This window comes from Bosea sp. (in: a-proteobacteria) (genome assembly GCF_023953965.1).
Taxonomy (GTDB): domain Bacteria; phylum Pseudomonadota; class Alphaproteobacteria; order Rhizobiales; family Beijerinckiaceae; genus Allobosea.
Genome location: NZ_JAMLIX010000001.1, coordinates 2,847,945 through 2,872,281 on the forward strand (window position 1 = coordinate 2,847,945; position 24,337 = coordinate 2,872,281).

32 protein-coding genes and 1 tRNA gene are annotated in these 24,337 nt (G+C 68.1%); 27 read left to right on the top strand and 6 right to left on the bottom strand.

Features of this window, described 5'->3' with window-relative positions:
- The first annotated feature begins 4 nt into the window (after positions 1-4).
- Positions 5-80 (top strand) — tRNA-Lys (locus tag M9917_RS13260).
- Positions 81-186: 106 nt separating this feature from the next.
- Here the strand turns inward: M9917_RS13260 and M9917_RS13265 are convergent.
- The 5 genes from M9917_RS13265 to M9917_RS13285 form a co-directional block, all read right to left on the bottom strand.
- Positions 187-444: a hypothetical protein gene (locus M9917_RS13265; RefSeq protein ID WP_297254338.1), complete on the bottom strand. Its 258-nt coding sequence runs from the start codon at positions 442-444 to the stop codon at positions 187-189.
- Positions 437-658: a hypothetical protein gene (locus tag M9917_RS13270; protein WP_297254339.1), complete on the bottom strand. Its 222-nt coding sequence runs from the start codon at positions 656-658 to the stop codon at positions 437-439. The genes M9917_RS13265 and M9917_RS13270 overlap by 8 nt, the downstream gene beginning before the upstream one ends.
- Positions 651-2,039, bottom strand: coding sequence for a site-specific integrase (locus tag M9917_RS13275; RefSeq protein WP_297254340.1), 1,389 nt, complete (start codon positions 2,037-2,039; stop codon positions 651-653). Before M9917_RS13275 ends, M9917_RS13270 begins: the two co-directional genes overlap by 8 nt.
- Positions 2,036-2,296, bottom strand: a complete 261-nt coding sequence (locus tag M9917_RS13280) for a hypothetical protein (RefSeq protein WP_297254341.1) — start codon at positions 2,294-2,296, stop codon at positions 2,036-2,038. Before M9917_RS13280 ends, M9917_RS13275 begins: the two co-directional genes overlap by 4 nt.
- 61 nt (positions 2,297-2,357) lie before the next feature.
- Complete coding sequence (locus M9917_RS13285) at positions 2,358-3,020, bottom strand: LexA family protein (protein ID WP_297254342.1); 663 nt, start codon at positions 3,018-3,020, stop codon at positions 2,358-2,360.
- Positions 3,021-3,100: 80 nt separating this feature from the next.
- Between M9917_RS13285 and M9917_RS13290 the strand changes: the two genes are divergently transcribed.
- From M9917_RS13290 to M9917_RS13355, 14 genes are all read left to right on the top strand, one after another.
- Positions 3,101-3,301: a hypothetical protein gene (locus tag M9917_RS13290; RefSeq protein WP_297254343.1), complete on the top strand. Its 201-nt coding sequence runs from the start codon at positions 3,101-3,103 to the stop codon at positions 3,299-3,301.
- On the top strand, positions 3,294-3,656 hold the full coding sequence (locus tag M9917_RS13295; protein WP_297254344.1) for a hypothetical protein: 363 nt from the start codon (positions 3,294-3,296) through the stop codon (positions 3,654-3,656). The genes M9917_RS13290 and M9917_RS13295 overlap by 8 nt, the downstream gene beginning before the upstream one ends.
- Positions 3,628-3,813: a hypothetical protein gene (locus tag M9917_RS13300; RefSeq protein WP_297254345.1), complete on the top strand. Its 186-nt coding sequence runs from the start codon at positions 3,628-3,630 to the stop codon at positions 3,811-3,813. The genes M9917_RS13295 and M9917_RS13300 overlap by 29 nt, the downstream gene beginning before the upstream one ends.
- Positions 3,810-4,355 (top strand): helix-turn-helix domain-containing protein, encoded by a 546-nt coding sequence (locus M9917_RS13305; protein ID WP_297254346.1) that lies wholly within the window; start codon positions 3,810-3,812, stop codon positions 4,353-4,355. The genes M9917_RS13300 and M9917_RS13305 overlap by 4 nt, the downstream gene beginning before the upstream one ends.
- On the top strand, positions 4,352-6,700 hold the full coding sequence (locus tag M9917_RS13310) for an MT-A70 family methyltransferase (protein WP_297254347.1): 2,349 nt from the start codon (positions 4,352-4,354) through the stop codon (positions 6,698-6,700). The genes M9917_RS13305 and M9917_RS13310 overlap by 4 nt, the downstream gene beginning before the upstream one ends.
- Positions 6,700-6,930: a hypothetical protein gene (locus M9917_RS13315; protein WP_297254348.1), complete on the top strand. Its 231-nt coding sequence runs from the start codon at positions 6,700-6,702 to the stop codon at positions 6,928-6,930. Before M9917_RS13310 ends, M9917_RS13315 begins: the two co-directional genes overlap by 1 nt.
- Entirely contained in the window at positions 6,930-8,075 is a 1,146-nt protein-coding gene (locus M9917_RS13320; protein WP_297254349.1) for a DUF7146 domain-containing protein, read from the top strand. The genes M9917_RS13315 and M9917_RS13320 overlap by 1 nt, the downstream gene beginning before the upstream one ends.
- A complete protein-coding gene (locus M9917_RS13325) occupies positions 8,075-8,572 on the top strand; it encodes a hypothetical protein (RefSeq protein ID WP_297254350.1) in 498 nt (165 codons plus the stop codon). Before M9917_RS13320 ends, M9917_RS13325 begins: the two co-directional genes overlap by 1 nt.
- Positions 8,569-8,964 carry a DUF2158 domain-containing protein gene (locus M9917_RS13330; protein ID WP_297254351.1) on the top strand — a complete coding sequence of 132 codons (396 nt, stop codon included), beginning with the start codon at positions 8,569-8,571 and terminating at the stop codon, positions 8,962-8,964. The genes M9917_RS13325 and M9917_RS13330 overlap by 4 nt, the downstream gene beginning before the upstream one ends.
- Before the next feature lie 44 nt (positions 8,965-9,008).
- The gene (locus tag M9917_RS13335; RefSeq protein WP_297254352.1) at positions 9,009-9,245 is read left to right on the top strand and encodes a hypothetical protein; all 237 of its coding nucleotides are present in this window, start codon (positions 9,009-9,011) and stop codon (positions 9,243-9,245) included.
- Positions 9,246-9,359: 114 nt separating this feature from the next.
- Entirely contained in the window at positions 9,360-11,192 is a 1,833-nt protein-coding gene (locus M9917_RS13340) for a hypothetical protein (protein WP_297254353.1), read from the top strand.
- Position 11,193: 1 nt separating this feature from the next.
- A complete protein-coding gene (locus tag M9917_RS13345) occupies positions 11,194-11,553 on the top strand; it encodes a hypothetical protein (RefSeq protein WP_297254354.1) in 360 nt (119 codons plus the stop codon).
- A complete protein-coding gene (locus M9917_RS13350) occupies positions 11,543-11,905 on the top strand; it encodes a hypothetical protein (protein ID WP_297254355.1) in 363 nt (120 codons plus the stop codon). Before M9917_RS13345 ends, M9917_RS13350 begins: the two co-directional genes overlap by 11 nt.
- On the top strand, positions 11,902-12,132 hold the full coding sequence (locus M9917_RS13355; RefSeq protein ID WP_297254356.1) for a hypothetical protein: 231 nt from the start codon (positions 11,902-11,904) through the stop codon (positions 12,130-12,132). Before M9917_RS13350 ends, M9917_RS13355 begins: the two co-directional genes overlap by 4 nt.
- 107 nt (positions 12,133-12,239) lie before the next feature.
- Here the strand turns inward: M9917_RS13355 and M9917_RS13360 are convergent, their stop codons facing one another.
- Positions 12,240-12,581 (bottom strand): hypothetical protein, encoded by a 342-nt coding sequence (locus tag M9917_RS13360; protein ID WP_297254357.1) that lies wholly within the window; start codon positions 12,579-12,581, stop codon positions 12,240-12,242.
- Positions 12,582-13,212: 631 nt separating this feature from the next.
- Here M9917_RS13360 and M9917_RS13365 point away from each other — a divergent pair.
- The 12 genes from M9917_RS13365 to M9917_RS13420 all read left to right on the top strand — a co-directional run bounded on the left by M9917_RS13365 (position 13,213) and on the right by M9917_RS13420 (position 24,335).
- Positions 13,213-13,782: a hypothetical protein gene (locus M9917_RS13365; protein ID WP_297254358.1), complete on the top strand. Its 570-nt coding sequence runs from the start codon at positions 13,213-13,215 to the stop codon at positions 13,780-13,782.
- A 276-nt stretch (positions 13,783-14,058) separates the two neighbouring features.
- Complete coding sequence (locus M9917_RS13370; RefSeq protein ID WP_297254359.1) at positions 14,059-15,702, top strand: hypothetical protein; 1,644 nt, start codon at positions 14,059-14,061, stop codon at positions 15,700-15,702.
- Positions 15,702-16,133, top strand: a complete 432-nt coding sequence (locus tag M9917_RS13375) for a hypothetical protein (RefSeq protein WP_297254360.1) — start codon at positions 15,702-15,704, stop codon at positions 16,131-16,133. The genes M9917_RS13370 and M9917_RS13375 overlap by 1 nt, the downstream gene beginning before the upstream one ends.
- A 1-nt stretch (position 16,134) precedes the next feature.
- Positions 16,135-16,365, top strand: coding sequence for a hypothetical protein (locus M9917_RS13380; protein ID WP_297254361.1), 231 nt, complete (start codon positions 16,135-16,137; stop codon positions 16,363-16,365).
- Positions 16,362-17,960, top strand: a complete 1,599-nt coding sequence (locus M9917_RS13385) for a portal protein (RefSeq protein ID WP_297254362.1) — start codon at positions 16,362-16,364, stop codon at positions 17,958-17,960. Before M9917_RS13380 ends, M9917_RS13385 begins: the two co-directional genes overlap by 4 nt.
- Positions 17,957-18,340 carry a hypothetical protein gene (locus M9917_RS13390; RefSeq protein ID WP_297254363.1) on the top strand — a complete coding sequence of 128 codons (384 nt, stop codon included), beginning with the start codon at positions 17,957-17,959 and terminating at the stop codon, positions 18,338-18,340. The genes M9917_RS13385 and M9917_RS13390 overlap by 4 nt, the downstream gene beginning before the upstream one ends.
- Positions 18,337-19,188, top strand: a complete 852-nt coding sequence (locus tag M9917_RS13395; RefSeq protein WP_297254364.1) for a hypothetical protein — start codon at positions 18,337-18,339, stop codon at positions 19,186-19,188. The genes M9917_RS13390 and M9917_RS13395 overlap by 4 nt, the downstream gene beginning before the upstream one ends.
- A gap of 143 nt (positions 19,189-19,331) precedes the next feature.
- On the top strand, positions 19,332-20,207 hold the full coding sequence (locus tag M9917_RS13400; protein WP_297254365.1) for a phage capsid protein: 876 nt from the start codon (positions 19,332-19,334) through the stop codon (positions 20,205-20,207).
- A 63-nt stretch (positions 20,208-20,270) separates the two neighbouring features.
- The gene (locus M9917_RS13405) at positions 20,271-20,567 is read left to right on the top strand and encodes a hypothetical protein (protein WP_297254366.1); all 297 of its coding nucleotides are present in this window, start codon (positions 20,271-20,273) and stop codon (positions 20,565-20,567) included.
- 86 nt (positions 20,568-20,653) lie between these two features.
- Complete coding sequence (locus M9917_RS13410; protein WP_297254367.1) at positions 20,654-21,301, top strand: phage connector family protein; 648 nt, start codon at positions 20,654-20,656, stop codon at positions 21,299-21,301.
- A gap of 3 nt (positions 21,302-21,304) precedes the next feature.
- The gene (locus M9917_RS13415; RefSeq protein WP_297254368.1) at positions 21,305-23,731 is read left to right on the top strand and encodes a phage tail protein; all 2,427 of its coding nucleotides are present in this window, start codon (positions 21,305-21,307) and stop codon (positions 23,729-23,731) included.
- Between the two features lies 1 nt (position 23,732).
- Positions 23,733-24,335 (top strand): hypothetical protein, encoded by a 603-nt coding sequence (locus tag M9917_RS13420; RefSeq protein WP_297254369.1) that lies wholly within the window; start codon positions 23,733-23,735, stop codon positions 24,333-24,335.
- Positions 24,336-24,337: the final 2 nt, after the last annotated feature.

The window sequence follows — 24,337 nt, forward strand, 5'->3', positions numbered from 1 at the left end:
GTATGGGTGATTAGCTCAGTTGGTAGAGCAGCTGACTCTTAATCAGCGGGTCGTAGGTTCGAGCCCTACATCACCCACCACGGAAGTTCCCGGGAAATCAAAGGGTTAGACGCGGCGCCCCGGTGCGACGATAGGAACAGGGCGCGAACATCGCGCCCTTTTTTGCATTCCCAAATTCCCAAATTCCTAAACCGTCCCGAGCCGCTGATTCCGCGTGTGAATTTGGCCGGACTGCTCTCGGCGGAGCTGCGCCATAAACGCGTAGCCGCAGCGATCGAAATAAGCTTGAGCTCGATCGCGCTCGTCGCTGCCGTTCGATCCGGGCAGGGCGCAGAGGTCGCGGATGAAGCCTTCCAGGACGTCCTTGGGGCTCACATCCGCGTCCTCGCACAGGAACCGAAATTCCGACGGTAGGTCGATCTTCACTGACTGCTGCTTAGCCATAGTAGTTCCTCGGCGGCTTTGGCGTGTGCTTGATCGTCGCGGTGCCGGCAAAGACGTCGTCGATTTCCAGCGTCTCGTGGTCAATCCACCCGAACGGGATTGGCGAACCGTATTCCGAGTGCACTACGGAAATCTCGTCCTGCGGCCGATTATCCCAATGCAGGGTGAGCCACGTCTTTCCGGGCGGCGCCGATTTCGTTTGGTCGTCAGCCATGCCATTCCACCAGCTTTGCGATAGCGTGATCCGCCATCTCGGGGTGACGTGCCAGATAGTGCTTGAGCACGGTCGTGATGCTTTCGAGGCTGTGGCCGGTGACGGCCGCGATCTCGGGGATGGTGGCGCCGGCGAGCGCGAGCCACGTCACCGACGTGTCGCGCAGGTCCTGGTCGCGAAAGCCGGCCAGGGACGGCATCGGCTCGATCAGGTGGGGTAGGGTGCCGGCCTTGACCGCTTCGCCCTTTCTGAGCCCGCGCAGGCCCGGCAGATAGTGCCTGATCGGGCCGACATCCTCGTCCTTGACCAGCACGACGCGGTCCTCGCCGATCGCGACCAGCCCATGCACGGCGACGTCGCGCATCGCCGCGAACAGGTGGCGGTAGTGATCCGGCTTGAAGGGCTGGTTGTTCTTCTCGTCGATCACCAGCTCGAGCCGGGCGATCGGCGCCGGCCGGCCGGCCGCGCGCGCCTCGGCTGCGGCCGCATCGAGCGCGGCCCGTCGGCGTTCCTTGGCCTGGGCAAGGCGGGCGTCGAGAGGCGCGCCTTGCGGGATTGCGACCATCGCGCCGGTCTTGCGCTGGCGGAAGATGCGCCGTCCGTTGAGCAGGCCCTCGTCGATCAGGTCGATGCGTTCGCTCTGGCGCTGGCCGGTCCAGACGCCGAGCATGATGCTGTCGCCGATATCGGCCCGGCCGAGTTTGTCTGCCGCCGCGACGAGATGGGCGATCTCCTCGCGCTCGCCGACGCGCAGGCGCGGCGGCGGGGTTTCCATGCCCAGCTCGGCCGCCGGATTGACGGCGTGCTTGCAGTAGCCGCGGCGCATGCCGAAGCTGAGTGCCGTCGACAGCGCGCGGATGCAGCCGGTGGACGTGGCGAGGCCGCGCTTGGTGGCGATCAGCTCGTAGAGGTTGAACAGGATGACGCGGTCGAGCGCGTCGACGGAGGCGCCCCACAGCTCCGGCGCCTCGGCCTCGATGACGCGGGCTTTCTGCTTGTAGTCGCGCACGGTCGCCGGGCTCTTCGGCCTGAAGACGTGCTTGCCTTCCTCGACCGCCTTGCCGCGCATCGACGGGTGCTGCCAGAGCAGGTCGAACAGCTTCTCGACCGTGATCAGCCTCTCGCGCGGGCGCGGCGGCATGCGGCCGGTGCGGGCTTTATGGTTCTGGCGGGCCTCGATCTCGGCCTGTCGCCGCGCGCTCCACGCGATCGCCTCCTCGACGGAAAGCCAGCGGCCGTCGGGGTGCTTCAGGTCTTCCGCCTTGTAGCCGATGGCGCGAATGTTGGCGCCGGGCGAAAAGCGCGGCCGTCCGTTCCGCCAGTCGACGAACTTGATCTTGATGATGGCCGTGCCCATCGTGGTGCCGCTGCGCCCCTTCATCGCCGTGTCATCGCCTCCCGCAGCATCGCGTTCTGCGCTGCCACGATCGTCGAGAGATCGGCCGGCGCATCGTCATTGGCCGGCGGGCGCGCGAGGGCCAGGCCCTCGATCCACGCCTCGACCAGCCGGCGCGACCAGACCAGGCCGAGCCCGCGCAGAGGCGCGGGAAACCCGACCTCCTGATGCAGCCGGCGCCATGTGCGGCGGAAGCCTTCCGGCTTGCGCTTCACGAGAGCGGCGACCTCTTCGAGCGACATCGTCAAATCTGGCATGCGGCGATAATGCACGCATGATGGAATTATTCAACACATATGATGATCACGCCGCCGCGAGATGCCCCTTGCGCTGGCGGTATTGTGCGATGACTACACCACGGATCACCACCCGCCGCCCGTCCTCGACCAGCGGCGGGCGCACGATCCGGTCCGTCGCGCCAGCCAGCAGATAGGGCTTCTGGTAGAGCCGGAAAACCGTCTCGGTCCGCAGGTCGTAGTTCTGCGCGACGACGATGTCCCCATCTTCCGGCTCGGCGTTGGAATCGACGACGAGCACGTCGCCGGGGATGTAGCCGAAGATCTCCAGCGCGCGCGTCGTCAGCGTCCACGGGGCAAGGCCCGATTGGGATTGGCAGATATAGCGGACCTGCTCGTCAACCCGGCCGTCATTGGATTTGCGGCCGATTTCGTAGGGCGCGCCCTCGCTGTCGGCGAAGGCGCCGAGTAGTTCGCCGCCAGCCTGCGCGCCGTAGGGGATGCGGGAAAAGCGCTCGATTCCGGCGATCGTCTTGCGCGCGAGATCGTGCTCGACATCCTCGTTGTTGGCGAAGCGCGACAGGGTCGACGGGTCGACCTTGGCCCCCATGGCGAGCTTTCGCCACGAGATGCCGCCGAGCTGCTCGCGGACGTAATGCAGCCAAGCGCGTGTGTGATCCTGGGGGCGCATGATGCGGCGCACTATGCCCGTCCCCGTGATGGACTCCACGCTGATACGCTCCACTTGCGATGATGGAATATTTCACATAGCAATTTCATCATCAAGACTGATTCGCGTGGGAGTGCGCCTTGGCCGACATCGTCACGATCGAGATGCGCCGGAAGGCGGCCGGCATCTCCAAGAACCATCTCTGCCGCACCGCCGCGATCGATCGCGGCACCTATTCGCGCCTTCAAAAAGTGAAGGGCAGCGGCCGGGCCGAGACCTTCGACAAGCTCGACAAGGCGCTGAAGGCCATCGCCGAGCGGGGAGGCCGCAGCGATGGCTGACGCGGGCGCCGCATCCATCGACTCGCCGATGCTGCTCAAGGCCCGGCTCTACGACCATGCCGGCATGGAAATGGCGGCGATCGGCGAGCGCGAGGCCGACCGGGCGATCGGCCTGGTCAGGCGCGCCGACCCGGAAGGCAAGGCTTACGAGCCCGTCACCGGCTTCTTCACGATCGAGCAGTTGCGCCGGCTCGCCCTGCAGGTCGTCGCCGGCAACCCCAAGGCGATCTCGCACGAGCAGACGCCGGCCGCGCTGGCGCTCGGGCTGCTCGCCATCCTCGCCGCCGTCCAGCACGGCACGTCCCTCGCACCGGCCGGAGGTGGCGATGTTCAAGCCGCGTCTTCGTCGCACTGATCCTTTCGCGGCGGCGCTCGTCGTCCTCGCGCTGACGCTGGCAGGCCTCGCCGTGATGGTCGGTCTTTCCAACCTACCGGCGGCCGTCGCCCTGCTCGTCACCGCGGGGCTGATCGGGGCGCTCGGCTTCGGCGTGCAGCGGGCGGTGGGCGAATGACCGGCCTGCTCGAAACCGCGAGCAAGCTGCCGGGCGAAAGGCCGGTGGCGCCCGCGACGGCCCGCGCCACCATGGCGGCGATCGAGGCGGAGCGGGTGGCGCTGCGTCTCTCGGTCGAGGCGCTGGCGCGGCTCGCCGGCATGAGCACGCGCAGTTACCAGCGCTACGCCTCGGGCGCGCGCGTGCCGGCCGGGGCGGATCTGCGCCGCCTCGCCCGCGCATTGGCCGGCGGAGATCCGCAGCGGGAGCGCGACGGCGGGCTGCTGCGGGCGCTCGCGGTCAGGATGCTGGAGGAGCTGGCGCGCCGGCAGGCGGCGCCGCGGCCGCGCAACCTCGCGATCTATCTGGCGCATGTCGAGCTAGGTCTGCCGCAGCGGCAGATCGCCAGGCTCTTCGGCGTGTCGAGCAACCGCATCCATGTCGTCGTGCGCCAGGTCGAAGAGCAGCGCGACGACGGCACCGCAACCGACAAGGCGCTGTTGCAGCTCTGCTCGCTGCTCGACGCAGGCGCCGACGGCTTCATCGGGAGGGCTGGCGCATGAAAGAACTGGAATTCCACCCTTACGCCAACCTGTTCCCGCTGATCGAGGGGCCGGCTTTCGAGGATCTGGTCGCTGACATCGAGGCCAACGGCATCCGCGAGCCGATCGTGATGTTCGAGGGGAAGATTCTCGATGGGCGCAACCGCTATCGTGCTGGTCGGGCTGCCGGCGTCATTCTCGACGACATGCTGCCTGAAGGTCCGAATGGCTTTCACTATGATCCGTTTCGGGCCTTCGGCGGAAAACACGATGGCGATCCGCTCGCCTTCGTCATCTCCGCCAACCTCCACCGCCGCCATCTCGACGAGACGCAGCGGGCGATGGTGGCGTCGCGGCTCGCCAATCTCGGCCATGGCGGCAAGCGGTCCGGGAAGGTCGCGCCGGAGCAAGCGGCAAATTTGCCGGTTGCGGCCGAGGAGCCCGCGCCCGCCCCGGTGACGCAGGCCGCCGCGGCGAAGCTGCTCAACGTCTCGGAACGAACGGTGCGCAGCGCGAAGGCGGTCGTCGAGCACGGCGCGCCGGAGCTGGTGGCGAAGGCCGATGCCGGCGCGATCGCCGTCTCGGTCGCGGCGGAGCTGGCGAAGCTGCCGGTCGACGATCAGCGCGAGGTGCTGCGCAGCGCTGATCCGGGCGCGCTTTATCGCGTGATCAAGGATCAGCGCGACGCGCTGACGGCACAGAAGAAGGTGAAGCGCGCCGAGAAGGTGAAGGCGCTCGCGACGAAGCAGAAGGCCCTGCCCGCGAAGAAATACGGCGTGATCTATGCCGACCCGGAATGGGATCACGAGACATGGTCAGAGGCCGGGAAGGGCCGCGCGGCGGCCAACCATTATCCGGTGTCGACGACTGCAGTCATCAAGTCGCGGCCGGTCGGCGAGATCGCCGCGCCCGACGGCGTCCTCTTCCTGTGGGTGACTGTGCCGCATCTGGCGCAGGGGCTCGACGTCATGGCCGCCTGGGGCTTCGCCTACAAATCGAGCTGCGTGTGGGAGAAGGTCTATCCCGGAAAACAGCAGGGCATGGGCTACTGGTTCCGGGTCAATCACGAGATCCTGCTCGTCGGAACGCGCGGCGATATCCCGGCGCCGGCGCTGGGCACGCAATGGCCGTCCGTGATCAAGGCGCCGGTCGGCGAGCATAGCGAGAAGCCGGAACAATTCGCCGAACTGATCGAAGCCTATTTCGGCGACCTGCCCAAGATCGAGCTCAATGCCAGGAAGGCCCGCCCGGGCTGGGATGTGTGGGGGCTCGAGGCGCCGGAGGCGGAGGAGCCGGCCGCGCCGGCGGCGAAGCCCGCCAGGGGCAGGGCGAAGAAAAGCTCCGCCCATGATTATGAGGTCGAAAAGGCGCGGCGCGAGGCTCGCATCAAGGCGAGGCTGGATGTTCTGCCCGACGATCTCGACGCGCTGATCGACGCCTATCGCGCGGCGATCGACAGCTACGATTTCGCGATGAACGCCCTCGACCGCGACGAGGCCAAAACCCATCGCGAAACGATGGACGCGATCATCCTCAAAGCCAATGGCGGCGGGCATTTCGGCAGTGCCTGCAACCCGCGCCCCATGGCGGTTCGCGCCGCCGGCATCGCGCCGCTCGGCACGCTGCCGCGCTGGGGCGAAAGCGGGCATTTCATCGTCGAGCACCGCGATATCCGCGCGATCGTCGAGATTGATCATAATGGCGGCACGGCGATCTATGCGCTCGACTTCAACCGGCTGTTCCCGTCCGAAACGGGATTTCACAGCCTGCTCGGAGAGTGTCGCGAGGCCGGCGAAACGATGGAGGCTTTCGGCTGTCGGCTGATCGATGCCGCGATCGCCTATTCTGAGCAGTCGCGGGGTAAGACCAAGGCCCTGATGCTGCCGGAGCAGGCCTATCGCCTGCAGCTCGGCGACGGCGGGCATCCGATCTGGCGAGAACGTGGCGTGTGGGTCGACCCGGACGCGCCACCTCTGGGGCTCGACCTCGGCCTGATCGAAGGCCTCGGTGTCATCCGGGCGCGCTGGGAGCAGGAGGACCGGGCGAAGTATCTCGGCCTCAAGTCCAAGGGTGGCAAGCGGACCTGTCCCGAGAGCAGGCACCGCAACGACAAGATCATCGCCGTCAACGGCCAGATGCTGACGCCGGTCGCGGATTTCCCGACCGAGGGCGCCTATGTCGTGACCGATTTCAAATGGGTCGACGGCAATCGCGTCGAGGGCTGGCGCTTCGTCGACGAAGCCGCCTTCCTCGATCGCGAGCCGGAACCCGCGCCGGCGCCGTCCGATGACGATCCAGCCGATATCCCGGCCTTTCTCCAGCGCGATCCCGATACCGCCGACATGTTCGAAGAGGAGGGCGCGTGATGGCCTGTAATTGCATTCGCTGTGAATTTCTCCGGGTCATAGCCAAACGCTATCCGGGGGGGGTAGGTCCGGTAGAGGCGGCGGACGTCCTCGAAGCTACCGCAGACATCAGCGGCATCATGCTCTCGGCTGCTGGTGATCGCTCCATGCAAGCGTTTCACAGCCTCGTCGAAACCCGTCGCGGCATCGCACGGGACGATTTGAGCGGGCGCGGCCAGGTCAAGCACTGATGGCTGACGTCTCGATCGCCACCATCCGCTCCATGTTGCAGGCGCGCGTCGACGCCGTCGTGCGCGAGCTGGTGCCGGGCGGCATCATGCGCAGCGGGCTCTACGAAGCGCCGAACCCGACACGCGGCGACAGGCATGCCGGCTCGTTCAAGATCTACATGCGGGGCGCGACGGCCGGGAAATTCGTCGACTATGCCGGCGTCAACGCGCCCTTCATTGCCGGCGGCGACCGCGGCGACGTCATCGACCTGATCGCCTATGTCGCCTATGGCAGCCATGACCGGGCCGAGGCGCGCAAGAAAGCCATCGCCTGGGCCAAGGATTTCCTCGGCCTCGCCGAGCTTTCGGTTGCCGAGCGCGAGCGGCTGACGAAGCTGGCGCATGCCCGCAAGCTCGCGGTGGCGGCGAAGCATCAGGACGAGGAGGAGCGCAAGCGCAAGCGCGCCTTCGATCTGTTCATGCAGGCGCGCGTCGGTTTGGCCGGCACGCCGGCCGACGCCTATCTGCTCTCGCGCGAGATCGATATCCGCGACATCCCGACCTTCAACCATCAGGATATAAGGTTCCACCCGGGACTCGAGTATTTCCAGGCCGCCGAATGGGGCGAGGTCGGCGGGCGGCGCGTCAAGCTGAAGCCCGGCCCGGCCTTCCCGGCGATCGTCTGCGGCTTCCGCAACCGGGGCGGCGCGGTCACCGGCGTGCATTGCACCTATCTCCAGCATGACGGCGCCGGCAAGGCCGACGTGCCCAAGGCCAAGCTGATGCTCGGCACGATCGCCGGAAGCGTGGTGCGCGTTGCGCATGGCCGCGGCAACGTCCCGCCCGAGGCGGTGACGGAGCAGGGCTATCCCGCCGATCTGCCCGAGACGGTGCTCGCCGAGGGGCTGGAGGACTGCACGACGCTCGCCAGCGCGGCGCCGGAGGCGCGCGTCTGGATGACCGGCAGCCTCGGCAATCTCGGCAACGTCTATGTCGACCACCCCTGCGTCGGCGACGTGATCGTCGCCCGCGACAACGATTGGCAATCGCCCCAGGCGGTTCGCCAGTTCGAGCACGGAATCCTCCTGCTCGAAGCGCACGGCAAGCCGATCAGTCAGATGGCGGCGATCGCCGGCAAGGACTTCAACGACCTCTGGAGGTTTTGATGCTGCACGACAAGGCCGTGGCGGCGGCGATGAATGCCGCTTTCGCCGTCTCGGAAAGCGAGACATGGATGTTCGGGCTCGACGAGTCCAGGGCCGCGACCGGCCGCGCCCGCAAAGCCTGGGCGGGCGGCGCCCGCGAGGACTGGCTGACCTTCGCCCGGGAGCACAAGGATGCCCCGGCCGAGGCGCTATGGATCAGGGCCGGCGCGCTCGGCATCCACAACGGCAAGACGGCGTGGCATGCGCTGCCGACGCTGATCCTGCTCGCCTTCACCATCTTTCAGAAGGTGTTCCGCGACGTCTCCGACGCGCTCGACGAGCAGGCGCGGATCGATGCGGCGCGCGTCGAAGCCGAGAAGCGGGCCGAGGCGGCGCTCGCCCGGGCGAAGCTCCCGCCCGATCTGGAAGGCACGCCGCTGGAGCCGTTGGACGATCCGATGGCGCCCAGCGCGTTCGCCCGGCCGGCGCCGGCGCAGCCGGACGGCGAGGGGGCATGATGGGCGCCCGCCGCATATCCGTGCGCCTTACGGATGAAGAAAAGTGGCTCATCGATCTCGTTCGATCCGCCGAGCCACTTCCTCCGCCAGTCAGTCATGCGGTCAGGCAGCTGGCCGCCTTTAGTCGCGGTGAGGTAATCCCGGAGATCGTGGAGGGCGATCTCTCGTCCGCCCGGCTCTTCCAGATTGGCGACGTCGTGCAGCTTCGGAGCGGCGGACACCTGATGTCCGTCATCGACGTAGGCCCGGCCTGCGGCGTCGACGGCGAAGCGGTGACGGTCATGTGGTCCGCCGATAGCGATCGCCGCAGCGGGCTTGCCGGGCCGGCCCTACCTGCCCGGAGCATCCCTCCCGCCTGTCTGAAGATCGTCGATCCCGACATTCCGTTCTAGACCGCCGGCCGGGCGGCTCCCGGCTTTCAGCATAGGAAGACAGCATGTCCGAAAACAGAATCGATTCCGGCATCGGCACGGGCGTCGCTCCGCCGGACCATATCGAGCAGTTCTTCGCGTGGTCGCATCTCCCTCCGCACCTGCAGGCGGTTTCGCGGCCGTTCGGCGAGATGGCCGAGCGGATCGTGCTGACCGTGCCGCGCAACCCGGAACGCACTGTCGCGCTGCGCAAGCTTCTCGAAGCGAAAGACGCCTGCGTTCGGGCCGTTGTCGCCAGATAGTTCCCCTTCGTCGCGTTGCGTCCTGTTGCGTCGTGTTCCGCCTTCTTGGGCGTTCCTCCCTAGCCTTGGCCGGCGTCGACCCTTCGGGGCGCGCCGGCCCTTTTCGAGACGCTCATGCAGGTCGGCAAGAAAGCGGCGCGCGCGCAGTTCAGGGATGCCCAGGCGGAAATCCGCCGGGCCGCGCTGGCCGATCCGGCGCCGGAGGAGCTTCGCGACGGCGTCTTTCCGGGGACGTGGCAGGGCTTCCCGGTCGAGACCATGCCACCCGGCTGCCCGGTGATCCCGCTCGGCGTCGACGGCAAGACCTGCTATCTCGTCGATACGCTCGGCCAGATGATCACGGTTTCCACCTCGGAGTGGAACAAGAAGACGCTCGCCGCCCTGTTCTCGCTGACCCCGAATTTCCTGTATTGGGCCTGGCCGCGCTGGGGCGGCTCGAAGAAGGGCGAGGACGGCGAGCGCCTGCCCAAGATCAACGGCTTCGATGCCGACGCCGCCAGCGCCTGCCTGATGAAAGCCTGCGGCGAGCGCGGCCTGTTCGACCCCGGCGACAAGGTGAGAGGCCGCGGCGGCTGGGTCGACTCGCGCGGCCGCTTCATCTGGCACAGCGGTGAAGCGCTCTACACGGTCGAGGCCGGGCGCCTGAAGGAGGCGCCGCCCGGCGACGTCGACGGCGTGTTCTATGCCCGCCGGCCGCCCGTCATCGTGCCCTGGCAGGAGGCGATCGAGGACGCGGAAAGCCCGGCGCACGACATCCTGAAGGCCCTGAAGAGCTGGGCATGGGAACGGCCGGTGCTCGATGCCGTGCTGGCGCTCGGCTGGATCGCAGCCTCGATGCTCGGCGCCGGGCTGCACTGGCGCCCGACGCTCTTCGTCACCGGCGACCGCGGCCACGGCAAATCGACGCTGCAGAACCTCGTCAAGGACATTCTCGGGCCGGTGCTGCATGCATCGGCCGACACCACGGCCGCCGGCATCTACCAGCGGGTGAAGCAGGACTCGCTGCCGGTCGGCGTCGACGAGCTCGAGGCGGATGCCGATAACCGCAAGGTGATGGCGGTGGTGAAGCTGGCGCGGCTCGCGGCCTCCGGCGCCGAGATGTTCCGCGGCGGGGCCGAGCACGAGGGCGTGACCTTCCGCGCCCGCAACGCCTTCTTCTTCTCGTCGATCAACCCGCCGCCGCTGGCGCCGCAGGACCGTTCGCGCATCGCCCAGCTCAACATGAGGAAGCGCGCCAAGACCGGCGGCAGCGACCACAGGCTCGCCAATCCGCAGGCTATAGGACGCCAGCTCCTGCGCCGGATGATGGATCGCTGGGTGGATTTCGAGAAAACCTTCGCGAACTGGCAGGACACGCTGAGCGGCGCCGGCTTCGACGGGCGCGGCTGCGACACCTACGGCGTGCTGCTCGCCTGCGCGGAGCTCGCGCTCGGTTCCGTCGGGCTGGAGGAGGCGGGCCTGCCGCTGACCGAGGTCGAGGCGCTGGGCCAGATGCTCGCCAGCGCCACCGCGGCCGAGCGCGCCGAGCAGACCGACAACTGGCGCGACTGCCTTGAGCGTGTCTTGTCCTGGACCGTCGACAATTATCGCAGCGGCGAGCGCCCGATCGTCGGCGAAACGCTCGACCAGATCCTGCGCAACGACGGCACGCGCTCGATCGAGGACGGCCGCGCCATCCTGATGCAGGCCGGCCTGTCGGTGCAGCGCCCGGACCCCGGCCGGCCCAATATCTACCTCGCCATCCCGCCGCGCGGGACGCAGGTCGAGAAGATCTTCGCCGGCACCGTCTGGCAGGGCGGCGTGTGGATGCACGCGCTGAAGCAGGGGCCGGACCACATCGTGCGCCGCGGCTCCGAGAACAACTTCGTCGTCAAGATCGCCGGCGTCTCCCGCCGCTGCGTCCTGATCGACATGGCCGAATTTTCCAAGCACTGCGAGGGAGGGTGAGATGGGTGGAAGTTGCGAGCATTCGCAAGGGGCGCTTGACGTGCTGGCCGAGAGGCGGCGTCAGGTGCAGGCCGAGGGCTTCGACGCTCGACATGATGCCAAATATCGCAATGCCGAGCTGCTGGCGGCCGCGCTGACCTACGGCGCGCGGGCGGCGGTGACGATCAAGCTGCGGGCGCGCGGTACCTCTGACGAGGAGATTGAGCAAGCGTCGGCACGGCATGGCGTTCCGGCCTCGTGGCCGTGGGGGCGGAACTGGTGGAAGCCGCATCCGCTGCGCAAGTGCCTCGTCATCGCGGCGGCGCTTATCATTGCGCAGATAGACGCAATCGATCGCGGGGCGGCATGCGATGACAAATGATCCCCTGCGCGAGGCCGCCCGCGCCCTGATGGAGGCCGTCGAGAACGACGAAAACCGGCATGGCGGCACGCTGAACCGCGAGACGCTGCGCCTCGCCTCGCTGCTGCGTATCGAGCTGAACCGGAAGCCGCCGCTGCGCAAGGCGACGGACCTGTCTGCCGTCATGGTCGAGCCTGACGGCGTGCTGAAAGCCTCGGCCGTCGCGGCCGTCATGTGCGAGAATGGCGAGGTCGGCTTGCTGTTCCTCGACCGCGATTCCCGCGAGTTCGCCCGCGCCCCGCTCGTGCTCAGCGCCGTGCATTGGCTGAGAGGGCAATTGGCCTCGCTGATCGACGGGGCGAAGGGGTCATGAGCAGGGCCACCATCTCCGCTGGCGATATCGACGCGCTCGCCGCCAAGCTCGATGTCTGGGCAAAAGCGCAGGGCGTCACGAGCGTTCATGCCTTCAAGGTCTGCCGCCGCCATCTCTCGACGGCGCGGATCATGGCGACCGATTCCGCGCGCCTGACGGGCATCGCGCATGCCCATACGCATTTCCAGATCGCCAAGGCGGCGGCGGCCGAGAAGGCCGGGCGCTAGGACTCCGATCCGTCTTCCTGCATCGCGACGCGATTGACGGCGACCAGCTCGCCGCTTCGATCGCGGCCGTCAGCTTGCTCGCGATCCAGACGGCGAGCGCGCGGCCGCTAGGGCTTGCGGGCGGCGCGGCGCTCCAGCGCGGCAATCGTTGCGCGATCGAGGAACCACTCCTTCAATTCAGGCGTCGCCATATCCTGCGCGACTGCATCGCTCTGAGCTGGAATGCCTCGCCGGATCGCATGGAAGGAGGCCAGCGCCTCTCGGCATTTCGCCATCGCTGCTCGTGCGATGGTCGCAGCATCCGAGCGATTATCGTCGAGCTGGTCGGCCGAGCGCTCTAGGCAGCTGATCAGTTCTGTGTAGGCAATCACGCCTTCTGCCTTCGGCGCCTGGGCCAGCGCGCCGCTGGCGACCAGCAGCAGCGCAGCCGCCGCCATCTCCCTCTTCATGCCCATGCCCTCCCGACCTGTGCCGGAGCGTCGTCGTTCAGCCGGCGCGCCGTCAAGTGATTCGCTCGCGCCGGTCGCGACCGAAATCAACCCTACGCATCCCGCGCCCCGACCCGCCATCCTGCGGAACGATCTTCACCCCGACCCATCGGCAAAGAAAGCGGACCGCCCGGCCCGGCACCGGCCTGCCCGGCCGCACGGTCGAGGGCCGGGCGGGAAAATAAGCAGTCGGGGGTTCCTGTGCACGCGCCGGGCCGAACGTTGCGCCTGCCAAGCGGGTTCGGGCGGTTACAGGTTACGCCCGAGGTTACAAGCGTTGTAACCGGACTTCGCCAGCAACATCAGTGACATAGCAGGGCGGTTACAGGGTTACAGCGGCCTCCGCGCATAGCGCGCGATCCTACGCGCACGCGCGCGTGCGTTGTCGGTTGTAACCATGTAACTCTGTAACCTATATGGATTAAGTGATTGGTATTGCAGGACAAAATTCGGTTACAACGCGGTTACAAAGCGCCCGCTGCCGCTCGCCTGTTGTAACCGGGGATGCTGCCGCCGCGCCGGGTCTATTGGAAATGCTGGTGAAACCGGCGGAGCGGATCTGGTGGCGGGCAAGTCATCGGCAGTGGCGGATGTGGCGGCGCAGGCCGGTCCGGATCAGGGGCGTTCGGTGTCTCACTCGCCGGCGGCGCCGGAGCCGGCGGCCGACCTGTTCGCCCTCGACGCCGAGATCGACCAGTTCGCCCGCCATGCGGTCGCGCCGCCCGCGCGACGCGGGCCGGGCCGGCCGGCGGGCAGCGTCAACCGCACCACGCTCCAGCTTCAGCGCCTGCTGCTGCAGCGCGGATACCGCGACCCGGCCGAGTTCCTGGCGGCGCTGATCACCATGGATGTGCGCGAGCTGGTGCGCGACCTGGGCGGCGCCGAGCAGGTCGACGTCGCCAAGGTGCTGGCGATCCAGAAGCAGGCGGCGGACTCGCTGATGCCCTACTTCCATCAGCGCATGCCGATCGCGGTCGAGCATCATGGCGATCGTGCGCGGCCGCTGATCATCATCCGCGACGGCGAGGGGCCGGGCGCTCGGGCGCGCGTCGTCGAGGGCGAAGCGATGTCCGTGCACGACGTGCAAAATCAAGCACTTAGCGAGGTCGAGGCCGATGCTTCGCACGGCTCGCATTCGCATGACGGTACAAATGATGAGTGATTACAATCACTTAGACTACATTGAACCGCTGATTGGAAATCAGCGGGTCGGAACGCGCGACCCTCGCGCGCGCGCAGCCTCGGCCGGCGCCTGGGCGACCAGGCGCCATGCCCCCCCGGGGGGGCGCGCGCGTCGCGCGGGCGCGCGCGCGACCTTGAAATCCGCGCCGCGCATCCCCTGCCGGGGTCTTGCGTCTCACACTCACGGCGGAACCCGTTTGCGCCAGCGGGGGGGCGGGGGTGGATCGGCTGCCTTTCGGGTCGGGGGGCGGGGCGTTTGAGCAAATCGCTGACCCGGTCGCAGATCGCGGACCTCTGCGGCTGCAAAGAGGGCGATATCCCGGCGACGCCGCTGTTTTCGCTGACGGACTACACGCCTTCCGGGCCAGTCTGCGCGGCCTATATCCGTTCGCTGGGGCCGATCGACGCCATCACCGGCCCGGCCGGCTCGGGGAAGACGGTCGGCTCGATCTTCAAGGTGATCCGCTTCGCGGTCGGTGCCATGCCGGTCTGCACCGATGGCGTGGTGCGGGTGCGCGGCGCGGTGCTGCGCGACAATTTCCGGGCGCTCTACCGCACGACGCTGCGCTCGTGGTTCGAGTTCTTTCCGCCTGACTATGGCGGCGCGCACTTCACCGGCGGCCAGGACCGGCCGGCGCAGCACATCCTGAAGCTTTCCACCGTCCGCATGGTCGACGGCGCGCTGCGCGAGGTGCCTGTCGAGCTGACGGTCGACTTCTTCGCGGTCGGCGATATCGCCATCGAGGAGCTGCTGAAGGGCTATGAGTGCTCGTTCTTCTGGGTGAATGAAGGCGACCTGCTGCATGAGCGGGTGATCCCCTTCGCCTATAGCCGCACCGGCCGATACCCGCCGCGGGCGCGCCTGTCGGAGGGTGTGAAGCTGCCGCGTGTCGTGGCGGTGGACTTCAATCCGCCGGCGCCCAAGCACCCACTCTGGCTGGCGTGCCAACGCCGCTCGTTCAACGCTGGCGAGGAAGAGGCCGGCATGGGCCACAACGGCGGGCCGGCGCTCGACCCCCTGCCGGCCGAGGGAGCGGCCGCCACGCTGAATTTCTTTCATCAGCCGTCGGGTCTCTCGCCCGATGCGGAGAACCGGGCCGGCAAGACCTACGCGCAGTACGAGGAGGAAGGCCGGACCCTGCCGGAAGAGGACGTGCGCCGCTTCGTGCACGGGCTGCCGGGCTATGCCCGCGACGGCAAGCCGGTTTACGCTCGGGAGTATCGCAGCCGCATCCACGTCGCGCCCGGTCCTATCCCGGTCATCGCGGGGCTGCCTCTGCATGCGGGGCTCGACCAGGGCCTCACGCCCGCGATCCTGTTCTTCCAGGAGGATACCTACGGGCAACTCCGCGTGCTGCAGGAGGTCGCGCCCGGCCATGGAACCGGTATTCAACGCTTCGTCGCACTGGTGCTGCCCTGGCTGCATGGCCGCTTCAAGGGCCTGCCTCTCGGCACCTTCTCGGGCGATCCGGCCGGCTTCATCGGCGCCGACAAGCTCAACGGCGAGCTGGCCTGGATGGAGGCGGTTTCGGTCGCGCTCGGCCTGCAGATCATGCCGGCGCCGACGCAGGAGCCGGGCATCCGTCAGGAAGCGGTCAAGCTCGCACTCCGCGAGATCGAGCCGGGCAAGCCGGGCCTGATCATCGATCCGGAAGGCTGCCCCATCCTGATCGAGGGCTTCGAGGCCGAGTATAAATTCCCGAAGCGGCCGGACGGTACGCATGGGGATGGCCCGGTGAAGAACCTGGCCTCCAATCCGCACGATGCCTTGCAGTATGGGATTCTCGGCGTGCGCGGCCGCCAGGGCGTCATCCAGGAGGCCGGTCGCGCAGGCCGGCCGGGGCGCGCGCATGATTTCGTTCCGCCGCCGGCTTCGAGCGACTGGAACGTGTTCACCTGATGGCCTCGCTCGCGATCGTCTCGCCGGCTCCTCTTCATGCCGTCACCGCGCTCGCCTTCCCGTCCGGCCGGGCGCCGGCGCGCCACCTCCAGGCGATGCTGCTGCAATCGGTGCGCTCGGAAACCATGGCTTTCGTCACGGCCGCCGGCGAGGTCGTCATGGTGGTGGGGCTGTGGCCGCTCGCGCCGCTGCATGAGGGCGAACGGCTCCTTGAGCTATGGCTGCTGATCGAGCCGCCGGCGGTTCCGCACCTGCCCGCGCTTCGCCGTCTCGCCCGGTTGATGCTGGCGCGCATCGCCCAGTCTGGCCCGGTCCGCATCCGGGCGCTGGTCCGCGAGGGCCACGCGCCTGGCGCGCGCATGTGCCGGCTGATCGGCATGAGCTTCGTCGGGGCCGCCGACGGCTGCGAATGCTGGGAATGGAGCGCCTGAGATGAGCAAGATGGTCTCGAACCTGTACAGCGGCCGCAAGGAGCGCATCCAGCAGATCACGGCGGCGACGGCGGCGACCGAGGCGAAGGAGGATCAGTCGGTCGCCATCGCGCGCCAGCAGCAGGAGCAGGCGGTCCAGACCGGCCGGACGGACGCCTCCCTCAGCCGGGCGCGCCGGACGCCGCGCGGCCGGCGGCTCCTGATCGGCGAGCAGGAGTCGACGCTCGGATGAGCCTCGCCCTGATCAAGACCCGGTCGGAACGCGCCTGGGCGAAGCGGGCGCCCTGGAGCACGCTCTACAACGACGTGTTCGACTACGTGATCCCGTACCGCAAGCCGACCTCGCAGAATGTCGGCACGCCCGCGGCGCGGGTCGAGCGGATCTACGACAACACTGCCGTGGTCTCGGCCTTCGCCGGTGCCGGCCGCCTTCAGAACGACCTGTTTCCGCCCGGCGAGCGCTTCTTCGTCTACGCGCTGGGACCCGTCGCCAAGCGCGCCCTGAAAAAGCGGCGCATCGACGAAACTGAGGCCAAGCGCGAGCTCGAAGCCGTCAGCGACGACATCCATTCGTTCTTCCTGTCGGGCGAGTTCGACAACGCCTGCATCGAGATGTGTACCGATCTCTTTGCCGGGCAGGGCTTCCTGATGCCGATCAAGGGCACGGTCGATCATCCCGTTCGCTTCGTCTGCATCCCGATGGATGAGGTCGCGCTCGAGCCGGGGCCTTACGGCGACATCGCCGGCATCCACTGGAAAACCCGGATGACGCGCGCGGCGATCCGCGACGCCTTCCCGCGCGGGGTCTTCCCGGATGCCTTCAGGGAAGCGCTCAAGTCCAACAGCGGCGCCGGCGACGAGGTCGAGATCTACCAGAGCTGGATATTCGACTACGCCAAGGGCCGCTGGTCCTTCACTGTGTGGGTCGAGGGCAGCGAAAGGGACGGCCAGCCGGTCGCGACCGCCAGCCACCGCGCACCGCCGATGGCGACGCCGCGCTATCACCGCGTGCCCGGCGAAACCTACGGCCGCGGCCCCGCCATGCTGGCACTGCCGACGGTGAAGACGCTCAACAAAGCCGTCGAGCTGATGTTGAAGGCGGCCGCGATCCAGATGCTCGGCATCTGGGCCTATCGCCCGGGCGGCGCCTTCAACCCGTCGACGGCCCGGATCGCGCCCGGCGCCTGGTGGCCGATGTCCTCGACCGGCGGCGTGCTCGGCCCGGACGTCACGCGCATGGACACCGCCAACGCCCGGATGGATGTTGCCCAGCTCGTGACGCAGGAGCTGCGCATGCAGCTTCAGAGCGCGCTCAACGACGACAAGCTGCCGGACAAGGGCGCGACGCCCGTTTCCGCGACCGAGATCATGGCGCGGATGAAGCGCGTTTCGCAGAACTATCTCGGTGCCTTCGGCCGCCTCGTCAGCGAGACCGTGCCGCCGCTCGTGCGCCGCGTCGCCGAAATCCTCGACGGCTTCGGCCTGCTGGAGCGGCGGCTGATCACCGTCGACATGCTGCTCGTCAAGATCGACGTGCAATCGCCCATGGCGGCGATGATGAAGGCGCAAGGGTTGTCGCAGATCGTCCAGTTCCTTGAGCTGGTCGCGGCGCTGAAGGGCGATCCGCGCGCGATCGAACTGCTCGTCAAGCTCGACGATCTGCTGCGGGAATTCGCCAGCCGCATGGGCGTGCCGGCCGAATTCCTGATGACGAAGGAAGAGCAACAGGCGCTCGAAGCCAGGCTCGCCGAGGCCGCCGCCGCCATGGCCGCCGCCCAGGCGCAGGCGCAGGCCGGGCCGCCGCAACCCCAACCGGTGCCGCTATGACCAGTCCCGCCATCCCGCTGCATCGACAGGCCCAGCCGGTCGACAGCTTCATGCGCAATCTCGAAAGCCGGCTCGCGAGCTTCGACATCTTCGGCGGGCAGGAGGCCCCGGCGCCGGAGCCGTCGAAAGAGGATGTGCAGGCTCAAGCCGACGCCGCGGCGGTGTTCGGCACGGAAGCCGGCGCCCGCCTGCTCGAATGGCTGGCGGACCGCTCCGTGCGCACCGCGCTGGTGGTCGATCCGCTCGCGGTCGACCCGGCGCGCGGCTGGATGCTCGCCCAGCGCCATGAAGGCCGCAACGACATGTTCTATCTCGTCCTCTCGCTGCTCGCGGCCGCGAAGGACGAGCCCGCACCGCGCCGCGATGGGCCTCAGACATGAAGAAGTTTTGGGAGATGTTCCTGCGTGCACCGGAAGGCGAGGGTGGCGCAGGTGGTGACGGCGGCGCCGGCGACGGGGCTGCGAAAGATGCCGGCGGCGGTGGCGGGACCCCGCCGGCCGGGCAGCCCGGCGGTGGCGAGGGCGCGGCACCTTATCGTCCCGACGGGCTGCCCGATCAGTATGTCGGCGCCAGCGAGCGCGAGACGATCGACAAGCTCTGGACCGCGACGAAGGGTTTCCGCGATGCCCAGGCGCAGCGCGAGACGCCGCCGGCCGACGTCGCCGGCTACACCTTCGAATGGTCCGATGCGGTCAAGCCCTATGCCGCCGACTTCGGCGAGGACAAGTTCTTCACCGGGGTGAAGGAAGACGCGTTGAAGGCCGGTCTCGGCAACAAGCAGGCCAACGCATTCCTCGACAGCGTCATGAACCGCATGATCTCCATGCAGCTCGTCGACGCGCCGATCGATGTCGAGGCCGAGAAGCTGAAGCTTGCGCCCGACGACGCGAAGGGCCTGCCGGCACCGGAGCGCGATGCGGCGATCCAGCGGCGCGTGGCAAACAACGTCGCCTTCGTCGATTCCCTTGCCGCTAAGGGTTTCGACAAAGACGCCGCCCAGGCGCTCGGCGCCGAGCTCGCGGCCTTTCCGGCGCTCAACCAGCTCGTCGAATTCATGCGCGATGGCGGCGTGAAACCGGCTCTCGGCGGCGGCCCGGCGGCTGCGGCGACCGCTGCCGATCTCGCCAAGCGAAGCGGTGACCCGCGCGGGCGTATTGGCGAGCCGGAATATGACCCGACCTTCGCGGCCGAGACGGACCGCCTCTACAAGGAACTGTATCCCGGTTGACGCGCCCGCGCGTGGCGCAGCTTGGCGGCGATCGCGGGATGGACCTGCGGCGCCGCCGGCAATCGTCCTTCGGGGCGACCTGGCAGGGGCCGTGGCAATCGGCCCGGGGGATCGGTCAACCCTCTTAGCCAGGAACACGGAACATGACCTCTCGCGCACCTGCTTGGTTCGAGCAGAAGTACATCAACGGCGCCATCCACGTCCTTCAGGCGAAGGGCTATGTGCTGCAGGGCACCACTCGCGCCGCCACCAGCCAGAAAGGCAACGAGGTGACGTGGAAGATCGCCGGCGACGGCGAGGCCACCGAAATGTCGGACGCGATCGAGGACCGCCCGACCCTCAATGCCGGCCGCGACACCGTCAAGGCAACGATGGTGGATTACGAGGCCAACGAATGGATCAAGACGACCGACGTCGAGAAGATGTCCGAAAACGAACAGCAGGTCGCGCAGCAGACCTGCGGCATGGCGTTGGGCCGCAAGTTCGACCGCATCATCCTCGGCGCGATGGACGATGAAGGCGGCAACATCGAGACGATCGGCTCCGGCACGGCCAATATCGATCTGCCGGACATTCTCGAAGCCAATACCAATATCGGCGACGAGGGCGACAGCATGGAGATGCAGTATTTTGTCGCCCTGCCTGTCCGTCAGTTGGGCGCGCTGCTGCTGCGCAAGGGTTGGTCTTCCGCCGACTACGTGACGGATACGCCGTTGCTCAAGAAGATCGGCGCGCGCCGCTATCTGAACATGACCTTCCTGCCGATGCCCAAGAAGATGTTCGCGGTTCCGTCCGCGAACCAGGCCGACGGCTACATGTGGGCGAAGGACTGCGTCGGCTTCGCCACGCCGACCGACGAGAAGGGTCTGATCAGCGCGGCGACGCGCATCGACTATGTCCCGACCAAGAAAGCGTACTTCGCCGGCAACACCATGTCGGCGGCCGCCAGGGTTCTTCTGGTCAAGGGCGTGAAGCGGCTCCGGGTCTCGACCAATACGGCCCTGACTGCCGGCCTCTGATCTGGCGCGCGCGCTCCGGCGCGCCTGCCTCCGTTCCTGAAATCTCATCATGGAGGACATCAGATGTCCCTGAACAAGCGTTCGCTGTCCCGGGTTGCCCAGCAGGTCCCGGTCGGCTCGACTGGCGGTGCGTCCCAGGCGCAGCAGGTCGGCCTGCTGGTCTATGGCACCGACGATGCCGCTGCCACGGTCGAGGCGGGAGGTTACTTCAACAATGCCCGCGCCGTCCTGCGCAAGGGCGACATCCTGCTCGCGACCATGGTCAACAGCGGCACGCCGGTGACGAAGCAATACGTCTTCACCGCCGTGCCCGCGACCGGAAACGTGACGATCGCGATCCAGGCCACCTCGGCGGGCTGATCCCCAAGCGGCCAATTGGCCGCTTGAACCAATCCGGCAAGCGGCAAATTTGCCGCTTGCCCCTTCCCGTTTGCAGGGGCCGCGCCATGACCTCCACGCCCGACGCCATTCTCGAAGATGTCGATATCGTCAACCGCGCGCTCGCCCGGATCGGCGCTCCGCCGGTGATGGCGCTCGACGACGATGACGATTTCGCCAGGGCGGCGCAGCTCATCTATCTGACCGATGTCGAGGCCGCGCTCGGCCGGCTGCGCTGGCGCTTCGCCAGCCGCACGCTGCCGCTGTCGCGCCTCTCGGCCGCGCCCGTCTCGGGCTGGCGCCATGCCTATGAGCTGCCGGGTGGCGCGCTCGGCCTGCCGGAACATTACCTCACCGATCCGCGCCAGCCGCGCAACCATCTGCGCAATTTCTCGATCGAGGCCGGCGAGGTGCATTGCGACGCCGACCGGCTGTTCGCCCGCTGCACCGTCATGGTGGCGCCGACATACTGGCCGCCCGAATTCCGGCGCGCGATCATCATCGGTCTGGCCTCGGCGTTCTGCGTGCCGGTGACGCATGACGTCACGCTGGCCGAAAAGCTGCGGCAGGAAGCCTATGGCGACCCACGCGAGGGCGGCGTCGGCGGGCTCCTCGGAAGGGCCATCGCCAACGAGATCGCCTCCTCGCCGCCGAGCGACGACATGGACGAAAGCAATCCGCTCACCGATGCCCGCTATGGCGGCTGGGGCTTCTGAGCCATGGTGGCGCGTCCCGGACAATATCAGGCGAGCTTCAATTCGGGCGAGCTCTCGCCGTCCGTGTGGGGGCGCTTCGACATCAAGCAGTTCTATTCCGGCGCGGCGCTGATGGTGAACGCCGAGCCGGTGCCGCAGGGCGGTTTCGCCGGCTTCCCGGGCACGCGCCAGGCCGGCCGTGTCCGTGGAACGCTGGCTGCGCTGGCTTTGTCGGACACCGGCGGCTCGCTCGGACCGCATGTCGCTGCGGCGACCCTGCAGAGCTGGGTCTTCGACGATGCGTTTCTGGAGGCGGTCGACATAGGCGGGCTGTCGGCGACGCGGGCTATCGATGGGCTGCTGCGGATCGAGACTGCGCTCGGCGGCGGGCCGTGGCTGCCGTTCGGCGCGCCGTTCAGCGCCGGCACGACGTCGCGCACCCGCCGCATCGCCGTGCCGCCGGGCCATGGTGTGCGGGCGGACCGGGCGCGGCTTCGTCTGTTCGCCACTCCGCCGGGTTCGGTGACCTTCACGCTCGGGTCGCGGTTCATGTATCGCGAGGCGGAGGTCATGCCTGCCGCCTGGCGGCTGCTGTCGCATTCCTTTTCGGTCGAGCAGTCCTTCACGGTCGTGCTGACGCCCGGCCATGCCGACATCTGGAAAGGCGACGACTTCGTCGCCGCGGTCTCGGTGCCCGTCACCGCCGACATGCTGCCGACGCTGAACTGCGAGCAGCGCCTCGATACGATGCTGCTGTTCCACCCGGACCTGCGGCCGTACCGGATCATGCGCCGCGGCGGCGATACGGATTGGGCGGGCGATCCGGTCCCGTTCGTCAATGCGCCACTCGTCGACTACGGCGGCAACTACGGCAACGTCGTCAACGATATCTGGGTGATCACCATCACCTATTCCGGCAATCCGGCCGGTCTCGTGCTGGATTGCAATGTCAACGGCGAGGATGCGGCCGGCGTGCCGCTCAATTCAGGGCCGGACTGGGGCGGCTTCGCCACGGCCCTGAAGGCATCGCTCGAGGCGCTGCCGTCCGTCGGTACGGGTCTGACCGTGACTCCGAATGCTGTCGACGCGACACGTCACACCCTCACCATTGTGTTCGGCGGCGCCAATGCCGGCCAGCGCTTCGCCCTGACGCCAGTCATCAACAACGTTTCGACCGCCGCCGCCGTGGCCAATTACACCGCCAGCGGCGACCCGGGCGGTGAGGCGATCATGTCCAATCAGCGCGGCTGGCCGAATGCCGGCGGCTTCTTTCAGGACCGGCTCTACCTCGCCGGCTTCCGCTCGCAGGTCGGCGCCGTCTGCGGCTCCGTCACTGGCGAGTATTTCGATCTCGACAGCGCGGTCGAGAATGCGGCGGGCGGCCTGTTTTTCCGGCTCGACACGGCCGGCGCCGAGCGCATCGAGTTCCTGGCCCGCTTCAAGCACCTGCTCTTCTTCAGCGACGAGGCGGAGTATTTCGTGACCGACCGCGCGATCGCGCGCGGCACGCCCCCGAACATCGTGCAGGCGTCGCGCAACGGCATCGCCGCCGGCATCCGCCCGGTCGAGAGCGAGGGCGGCGTGCTCTATGTCGGGCGCGCCCGCTCGATCGTCTATGCGGCGACCTATTCCGACGTCTCGCAGAGCTATGAGAGCGAGCCGGTCTCGCTGCTCGCCTCGCATCTGGTGCGCGGCGTCGTCCGCGCGGATCTACAGCGGGCCTCGCAATCGACCGATGCCGCGCGCTATTTCGCGGTCCGCGACGACGGCCTGCTGCTGGTCGGCGTGATGATCCGCAATCAGGAGGTGACGGCGTTCTGCCGCTTCGTCACGGCCGGGCAGGTGCGCGACGTCTGCGTCGACGGCGCGAACGTCGCCTATCTCCTGGTCGAGCGGCAGGTCGGCAAGCGCCGCATGCTGATCCGCGAGCGGCTGACGGACGATGCGGTGATGCATCAGGAGCGCGTCTTCAGCTTCGAGGAAAAGCGCGACCGGATCGAAGGGCTCGACGATTTCGAGGGCGTTGAAGTCTTCGTCCTCGCCGATGGCTACGCGGGCGGGCCGTTCACCGTCGCCGGCGGGGCGATCGACCTGCCCGACGCCGCCTTCACCGTCATCGTCGGCCGCTGGACCGCGCCGCTCGTCAAGACCCTGCCGGTGCCGCGCCTCGTCGGCGAGCGCACGGTGCTGCAGCGGCCGGTGCGCGTCCACACGGTGCGCGCCGCGCTCATCGGCACGACCTCGATCGCGATCGGCGCGAACGGCCGCCCGGCGCGCGATATCGCGCTGCTGCGCGGCGGCGACATCTCCGACCGGCCGATCGAGCCGGTCGAGCGTGCCGTCGAGGCGACGGGCCTGATGGGCTGGAGCGAGGACGGCGCGGTCGCGATCACGCAAATCCGCCCGGGCCGGCTGCGCGTCCGCAGCCTCACCATCGAAGCGAGGGTTTGACATGGAATTCGCGGCAGCGGCCCTTTCGACGATCGCAGGCGGGATCAGCTCGGCGGCCGGCGCCGTCGGTTCCGCCCTCGGCATCGGCGGCACGGCCGGCGGCGCCGGGGGCACCCTCATCGGCGCGGGGTCCGTTCTGGCCACCATCCTGTCGGGCACCGCGACGGTCGCGGGCATGATGGGCGCGCGCCAGGCCGGCAGCGAGCAGGCGCGCTCCCTCTACGCCCAGGCGGCCGATGCCCGCACCGAGCAGGATATCGAGCGCATCCGCGGCACGGAACGGCGCGACAGCCTGCGCCGCTCGCTGCTCGCCACGCTCGGCGAGCGCGACGTCGCCGCCGCCGCCTCCGGCGTCGACCTGTCGTTCGGCACGCCGGCTGTCGCCCGCAAGGAGGCGGAGCGCGACGCGGAATCCGCGCTCGTCATCGACCAGAGCACCGAGGACATGCGCATCGCCCGGCTGCAGGAGCGTGAGAACGAATTCGTCCGCTCGGCCCGCTCGGCGAAGAAGGCGGCCACGATCAACGCCGTCGGGCTCGGCCTCAAGGGCGCGGCCTCGCTCGCGAACCGTTACGATTTCGCGCCCTCGACGAAGAAGGGGTGATC

Excerpts from the sequence above, each read along its gene's own strand:
- M9917_RS13315 (WP_297254348.1), top strand. The coding sequence starts at position 6,700 with ATGGCCTGTAATTGCATTCGCTGTGAATTTCTCCGGGTCATAGCCAAA.
- M9917_RS13330 (WP_297254351.1), top strand. The coding sequence starts at position 8,569 with ATGATGGGCGCCCGCCGCATATCCGTGCGCCTTACGGATGAAGAAAAG.
- M9917_RS13295 (WP_297254344.1), top strand. The coding sequence starts at position 3,294 with ATGGCTGACGCGGGCGCCGCATCCATCGACTCGCCGATGCTGCTCAAG.
- M9917_RS13345 (WP_297254354.1), top strand. The coding sequence starts at position 11,194 with ATGGGTGGAAGTTGCGAGCATTCGCAAGGGGCGCTTGACGTGCTGGCC.
- M9917_RS13355 (WP_297254356.1), top strand. The coding sequence starts at position 11,902 with ATGAGCAGGGCCACCATCTCCGCTGGCGATATCGACGCGCTCGCCGCC.
- M9917_RS13270 (WP_297254339.1), bottom strand. The coding sequence starts at position 658 with ATGGCTGACGACCAAACGAAATCGGCGCCGCCCGGAAAGACGTGGCTC.
- M9917_RS13415 (WP_297254368.1), top strand. The coding sequence starts at position 21,305 with ATGGTGGCGCGTCCCGGACAATATCAGGCGAGCTTCAATTCGGGCGAG.
- M9917_RS13310 (WP_297254347.1), top strand. The coding sequence starts at position 4,352 with ATGAAAGAACTGGAATTCCACCCTTACGCCAACCTGTTCCCGCTGATC.
- M9917_RS13380 (WP_297254361.1), top strand. The coding sequence starts at position 16,135 with ATGAGCAAGATGGTCTCGAACCTGTACAGCGGCCGCAAGGAGCGCATC.
- M9917_RS13350 (WP_297254355.1), top strand. The coding sequence starts at position 11,543 with ATGACAAATGATCCCCTGCGCGAGGCCGCCCGCGCCCTGATGGAGGCC.
- M9917_RS13325 (WP_297254350.1), top strand. The coding sequence starts at position 8,075 with ATGCTGCACGACAAGGCCGTGGCGGCGGCGATGAATGCCGCTTTCGCC.
- M9917_RS13275 (WP_297254340.1), bottom strand. The coding sequence starts at position 2,039 with ATGAAGGGGCGCAGCGGCACCACGATGGGCACGGCCATCATCAAGATC.
- M9917_RS13340 (WP_297254353.1), top strand. The coding sequence starts at position 9,360 with ATGCAGGTCGGCAAGAAAGCGGCGCGCGCGCAGTTCAGGGATGCCCAG.
- M9917_RS13385 (WP_297254362.1), top strand. The coding sequence starts at position 16,362 with ATGAGCCTCGCCCTGATCAAGACCCGGTCGGAACGCGCCTGGGCGAAG.
- M9917_RS13410 (WP_297254367.1), top strand. The coding sequence starts at position 20,654 with ATGACCTCCACGCCCGACGCCATTCTCGAAGATGTCGATATCGTCAAC.
- M9917_RS13420 (WP_297254369.1), top strand. The coding sequence starts at position 23,733 with ATGGAATTCGCGGCAGCGGCCCTTTCGACGATCGCAGGCGGGATCAGC.
- M9917_RS13395 (WP_297254364.1), top strand. The coding sequence starts at position 18,337 with ATGAAGAAGTTTTGGGAGATGTTCCTGCGTGCACCGGAAGGCGAGGGT.
- M9917_RS13405 (WP_297254366.1), top strand. The coding sequence starts at position 20,271 with ATGTCCCTGAACAAGCGTTCGCTGTCCCGGGTTGCCCAGCAGGTCCCG.
- M9917_RS13400 (WP_297254365.1), top strand. The coding sequence starts at position 19,332 with ATGACCTCTCGCGCACCTGCTTGGTTCGAGCAGAAGTACATCAACGGC.
- M9917_RS13265 (WP_297254338.1), bottom strand. The coding sequence starts at position 444 with ATGGCTAAGCAGCAGTCAGTGAAGATCGACCTACCGTCGGAATTTCGG.
- M9917_RS13360 (WP_297254357.1), bottom strand. The coding sequence starts at position 12,581 with ATGAAGAGGGAGATGGCGGCGGCTGCGCTGCTGCTGGTCGCCAGCGGC.
- M9917_RS13390 (WP_297254363.1), top strand. The coding sequence starts at position 17,957 with ATGACCAGTCCCGCCATCCCGCTGCATCGACAGGCCCAGCCGGTCGAC.
- M9917_RS13280 (WP_297254341.1), bottom strand. The coding sequence starts at position 2,296 with ATGTCGCTCGAAGAGGTCGCCGCTCTCGTGAAGCGCAAGCCGGAAGGC.
- M9917_RS13320 (WP_297254349.1), top strand. The coding sequence starts at position 6,930 with ATGGCTGACGTCTCGATCGCCACCATCCGCTCCATGTTGCAGGCGCGC.
- M9917_RS13305 (WP_297254346.1), top strand. The coding sequence starts at position 3,810 with ATGACCGGCCTGCTCGAAACCGCGAGCAAGCTGCCGGGCGAAAGGCCG.
- M9917_RS13375 (WP_297254360.1), top strand. The coding sequence starts at position 15,702 with ATGGCCTCGCTCGCGATCGTCTCGCCGGCTCCTCTTCATGCCGTCACC.
- M9917_RS13335 (WP_297254352.1), top strand. The coding sequence starts at position 9,009 with ATGTCCGAAAACAGAATCGATTCCGGCATCGGCACGGGCGTCGCTCCG.
- M9917_RS13300 (WP_297254345.1), top strand. The coding sequence starts at position 3,628 with ATGTTCAAGCCGCGTCTTCGTCGCACTGATCCTTTCGCGGCGGCGCTC.